The following is a 5,480-nucleotide window of genomic DNA, read 5'->3' as shown; positions in this document are numbered from 1 at the left end:
GCAGCTTCTAGCGAAGCGACTGAAGCCGTGAGCACATCAGATACGCTAAGTTTAAGCACACAAGTTGTGCACTTTTTACAAACTGCATGGCAATTATTACCTGCTCTGGCGCTGGGAGTTGTGGTTATTGTGCTTTGTTATTATTTAGCAAGGCCAATCTCTTATCTTTTGATTAAACCCATAGGTTATGTCAGTAAAAGTCGATTATTACATCTAGTCACTCGCCGTTTTATCAGCGTGTTAGTTATATTTTTTGGTATTTATATCTTTTTGCGTTTGGCTGGGTTGAGTGAGTTTGCAGTTGCAGTAATGAGTGGCACTGGGCTTGTCGGTCTTATTCTTGGGTTTGCATTTCGTGATATCGCTGAGAACTTTATTTCGAGTATGTTACTTAGTGTCCAGCGCCCATTTAGAATTGATGACGTTATCGAAGTCGATAACCGTTTGGGGATCGTTAAAAAAGTCACTGCCCGCGCAACCACCTTAGTTGATTACGATGGCAATCACATTCAAATACCCAATGCTACCGTCTACAAGAATGTAATTAAAAACTTTACTGCCAATCCCAAAACACGTGGACACTTTAAGATTGGTATTGGCTATGACAACGATATTCGCCTGACGCAGCAAATTGCAATTGACTTACTTAAAGAACAAAGTGCGGTTTTAAACGACCCGCCACCACAGGCTCTACTCGAAGCATTAGGCTCCGCGACTATCAATCTTACTATATATTTTTGGGTCAATAGCGAACAACATAGTCCGATAAAAGTGGCGTCTCAACTTATGCGAGAAACCGTTAATTGCTTTACCGAACAGGGAATTAGCATGCCTGACGATGCTAGAGAGCGGATAATTATAGCTGCAAATAATGAAACATCAGGATCAATTAAAGAAGCGACTAGTAATTCGAGTGGCAACGGAGCCTCCGTGAAACAAAAGCATAAACCCACAATAACAGCAGTAGATGCGGATATTGACGATGTAAGTAGCGATGCAGATGAGATCAGAGAACAAGCTGAACATGCTCGAAGCCCAGAAGAAGGGGATAATATAATTTAGCAGTAAATTAGGTTAAGTGTTGAAATGTGTCATGGCTGATTTAGTTTATTTCGGACCGTCGACTCATCACCCTGATCTAGATAAACAACGCTATCGAGCTTTACGTACTCGATAGCAAAATACTGGTTTCACTATTTAAAATGCCATCAATCTCTCGAACTTGCCTCAGTACACCATCGAATTCACTGAGGTTAGCAGCTTGCACTTCAGCGATTAAATCCCATGCCCCGTTCGTGGTATGAATTTTACTGAGTTCGGGGATCCCACGCAGTGCATTGATCACTTGAGTAGTGGATTTACCGATCACTTCTATCATCATGATAGCGCGCACCAGCTCGGACTCGATATATTCATGAACCCGCACTGTAAAGCCTAGAATTGCACCACTGGAAATGAGTCTATCTAAACGGTTTTGTACGGTTCCGCGAGACACATCGAGCGTAGTGGCTAAAGTTGAAATGGCTGCTCGGCCATCTTTGCGCAATTCAGCAATCAAGGCTTTGTCAAGCGCATCATATAAGTAAGGAGTCATAGTACAGCTTTGTGGTTTTTGTCATGATTAGTCTATTTGTATAATTCAACTTAGCAAAGTGATAGAAAATTGCACTAATTGTATAAGATTTTGGCATTTAAATCGTCTTATGGTGTGGTTACACTGATATTGTGTATGACAAGGTCCAAATCAAATAATGAGTGCAGTATGACAACGATATTTCAAGCACCACGAGCGGTGGTGATGATCCGCCCACACCATTTCACTTCGAACCCGCAAACCATGCAAGATAACGCATTTCAGCAAGCATGCAGTGAAAACAACCCTAACAACAGAGCCTATGTTGAGGTCAGCAACGCCGTGCAAGCGTTAGAATTGGCTGGCGTGAAAGTACACTTATTTGAAGATACCTCCACAGACACGCCAGACTCGGTCTTTCCAAATAACTGGTTTTCGACGCATAACGATGGTCAGTTAACGATTTATCCTATGTACGCTTTGAATCGACGATTGGAGATCCGCCGCGATATTATTGATTTTCTGAGTGCTCACTATCAGGTGACAAACATCAATGATTATAGTCATCTAACCGCTGAAGAAGTATTCCTTGAAGGCACCGGCTCTATGGTTATCGATCATCAAGCAAAAGTGGCCTATGCGGTAGAGTCCAAGCGCACTAACGCCGTGTTAGTTAATCAGGTTTGTGAGCAGTTGGGACTACAGGCAGAAATATTTAATGCCTATGATAAGAATGAAGTGCCTGTCTATCACACCAATGTCTTAATGTGTGTCGCCACCGATTTCGCCATGATATGCCTAGATATGGTGCCAGAATATCAGCAGGCACAGCTTATTAACCGTTTTACGCAAAGCGGCCACACCCTGATTGCGCTATCTTATCAGCAGATCCAGCATTTTTGCGGCAACGCGATTGAGTTGCAAGGCAGTATGGGACGCATACTCGCGCTTTCCACAACGGCTTATCAGGCGTTGTTGCCTGAGCAAATTGCTGTCATCGAAAAGTCAGCTAAGCTAGTTGCTATTGATATACCGACAATTGAAGCCGCAGGTGGCTCGGTGCGTTGTATGATTGCTGGAGTCCATTTAAATAACCGTTAAATAATACTAGGGCCTGTTTACCTTTTAAGAAGGTCAACAGGCCCTAGATAAACGGCAAATAATAATAAAACAGGAATCGCCTATGTTTGAAAGTGCAGTTAAGAGTATCAATGGGCTTTTATGGGGAGAAGGCCAGATACTTATTTATATCCTGCTATTTGCAGGGTTTTGGTTCACTATTCTTTTGCGAGGGATACAAGTTGTAAAGTTTCGTCACATGTTTAGCCTGTTACGGGGCAGCAGTCAGGGTGATAGCAATACAATCAGTTCATTTCAAGCCTTATGCACAGGGCTATCAGCTCGAGTTGGAACTGGTAATCTTGCAGGTGTTGCAGTTGCTATCTCTCTTGGTGGCAGTGGTGCGATATTTTGGATGTGGATGATAGCTATTTTGGGTATGGCAACAGGCTTTGCCGAAAGTGTACTTGGGCAAGTCTATAAAGTGCGTGATAGCCAAGGTGAGTTTAGAGGTGGTCCTGCTTATTATATTCACATGGGATTGGGAAGTCGGGCGTTTGCAGTATGCTTCGCCTTTTGCTTGTTTTTGGGATATGGATTTACCTTTAGCGCGATGCAAACCAATACCATCACCGATGCGCTCAACAATGCGTTTGATATTCCAACCTTCTATTCAGGTATTGTGATCACAGTCCTCGCTGGCTCTATTATTCTTGGTGGCTTCAAAGCGATTGCACGATTTGCTGAAAAGGTAGTGCCAGTAATGGGATTAGTCTTTGTCCTTGCGGCCATTATTATTACCGTGATGAATTACTCTCAAGTCCCTGCCATGATCAAAGATATTTTGCTTTCAGCTTTTGGCTTGCAAGAAGCGGGCGCAGGCGCACTTGGCGCAGCTATCAAAAATGGTATTCAGCGTGGGCTCTATTCTAACGAGGCGGGAGCAGGTAGTGTGCCGCACGCATCGGCAAGTGCGTCGCCAATTCCTAATCACCCCGTGACCCAAGGTTATATTCAAATGTTGGGCGTATTCTTTGATACCATAGTGTTGTGCAGTTGCACTGCTGTCATAATTCTATTGGCAGACATAGATATTGGCAGTGAGATGGAAGGCATAAGGCTAACACAATCTGCGATGACCGCGCATTTAGCAACTGGGGGCGTGTACTTTGTTGCGGCGGCGATCACTTTGTTTGCTTTCACCTCTGTAGTCGCTAATTACGCCTATGCTGAAAGTAACTTACACTTATTTCATCTGGATAATAAAGTTGGCCGTTCAATTTATACCGCATGCTACTTATCTATGATGTTGTGGGGCGCTTCGGCAACGCTAAAACAGGTATGGGATCTTGCCGACATCGCATTGGGTTTAATGACGGTGGTTAATGTTATTGCCATCGTGCGTCTTACTCCCACTATCTTGGCGGTGACGGCTGATTATCATCAGCAAAGAGCAAAAGGGAAAGAGCCACTTTTTAAGGTCGATAGCGTCAAGATACAAGGAAAGACAGAGGCTGGAATTTGGCACTAATCATATCTTATTTTAGAGTCCTTCTGTTAAAAGCAGAGATTGGGTAGTACCTCTACCCGTTTGAACTGATTAAAATAAGGCATAGACGGAAAAGTGCGTGAATAATTTAAGGAAATTAAATGTTAGTTGAAATGGCAATTGCAGATGCTTATGGTGCTGGCTTTGAGTTTGTGGAACCCGAGGTGATACTCGCTCATAACAATCTAAGTGGTTATCGCGCTCATGCTTTATCTGGTGATTCAGCTTGTTACACCGATGATACCCAGATGTCGCTGGCACTGGCAGAACTAATGTTAAACGATACGGTCTGGCAGGAAGACACTATAGCCGCTGCATTTTTTCATACTTACCATCGGGACCCAGTGCATGGTTACGCGAAAAGATTACAGCAGGCTTTTAATGGAGCGGTTGATGCACAGCAGTTTGCAAAGCGCGTTAAAACGGATAGCTTTGGCAACGGCGCGATGATGCGTTCACTTCCATTAGGTTATTATAGAGAGGAACAAGAGGTTATTGCTAAAGCAACACTCCAAGCTCGAGTAACCCATGATCATGATATTGCAGTTAATGCAGCGGTTTGTATCGCTTTGGCAGTCCACGCTGGAGTACATCAAAAAGCAAAGTTAGAGACCTTGCAGGATTACCTCGCACGACAAGGCTGCCAATTTACTCCAACGTGGCAAGGAAGTGTGAGGGCGATATCTGAAGATACGCTCAGTGCCGTGCTGACGGTGCTAAGCCACGCGCGTAGTCTCAGTGAAATGATCCGCATGTCGGTAGATTTTAGTGGCGATACAGATAGTGTCGCTGCGATTAGTTGCGGGATAGCAAGCTGCTTTGAACAGGTAGACAAAGATCTGCCTACTAATTTGATAGAGCAATTTAATCACAGTCCATATGGTCTTGATTATCTCGCCGAAATAGATAAAAGGCTTATAAACGAATTTAAACTCTAGCCAGGAAGTGATTAGGTGTTAATTGCTTTCATACACTCGGCTTGCATGACGATTATTCTGACCAAACTAATTGATGTCTTATATCCATCGTTTCTGCTGTGGTGCAAACAGCAATACTGAATGCGCATGCGTACCCCGCGAATGCTTGTTCGAAGTCGAGTGTGCTATTTAGTCACGTACTGTTTAATGCTTGAGAAAATGTTTCTGATACCCATTGCTCTGAACTTGTTGAATACACCGTAACTGACCTTGTCGTTATATCAATACTGATCAGATCGAGATTAATCAGCTAAGTTCAAAAATCCCTCGATTTTCATCGAGGGGTTTGTGTATGAAAGTCGAGTTTTTCCGGCCTTTATTT

At 43.4% G+C, this 5,480-nt stretch carries 5 protein-coding genes; 4 read left to right on the top strand and 1 reads right to left on the bottom strand.

Annotation, left to right across the window (positions count from 1 at the left end):
- Positions 1-1,062 (top strand): mechanosensitive ion channel family protein (locus L1D50_RS21230; protein ID WP_239966756.1); only part of this gene is annotated, 1,062 nt, incomplete at its 5' end.
- Between the two features lie 100 nt (positions 1,063-1,162).
- Here L1D50_RS21230 and L1D50_RS21225 read toward each other — a convergent pair.
- The gene (locus L1D50_RS21225) at positions 1,163-1,594 is read right to left on the bottom strand and encodes an Lrp/AsnC family transcriptional regulator (protein ID WP_128725236.1); all 432 of its coding nucleotides are present in this window, start codon (positions 1,592-1,594) and stop codon (positions 1,163-1,165) included.
- A gap of 168 nt (positions 1,595-1,762) precedes the next feature.
- On the opposite strand from L1D50_RS21225, the gene L1D50_RS21220 reads away from it, so the two are divergent.
- From L1D50_RS21220 to L1D50_RS21210, 3 genes are all read left to right on the top strand, one after another.
- Positions 1,763-2,674 carry an arginine deiminase-related protein gene (locus L1D50_RS21220; protein WP_239966755.1) on the top strand — a complete coding sequence of 304 codons (912 nt, stop codon included), beginning with the start codon at positions 1,763-1,765 and terminating at the stop codon, positions 2,672-2,674.
- 82 nt (positions 2,675-2,756) lie between these two features.
- On the top strand, positions 2,757-4,163 hold the full coding sequence (locus L1D50_RS21215; RefSeq protein ID WP_239966754.1) for an alanine/glycine:cation symporter family protein: 1,407 nt from the start codon (positions 2,757-2,759) through the stop codon (positions 4,161-4,163).
- A gap of 119 nt (positions 4,164-4,282) precedes the next feature.
- Positions 4,283-5,119 carry an ADP-ribosylglycohydrolase family protein gene (locus tag L1D50_RS21210; RefSeq protein WP_128725239.1) on the top strand — a complete coding sequence of 279 codons (837 nt, stop codon included), beginning with the start codon at positions 4,283-4,285 and terminating at the stop codon, positions 5,117-5,119.
- Positions 5,120-5,480 lie beyond the last annotated feature (361 nt).

This window comes from Pseudoalteromonas sp. Isolate6 (assembly GCF_022398435.1).
Classification (GTDB): Bacteria; Pseudomonadota; Gammaproteobacteria; order Enterobacterales; family Alteromonadaceae; genus Pseudoalteromonas; species Pseudoalteromonas galatheae.
This window is presented reverse-complemented; position numbering and strand designations above follow the sequence as displayed.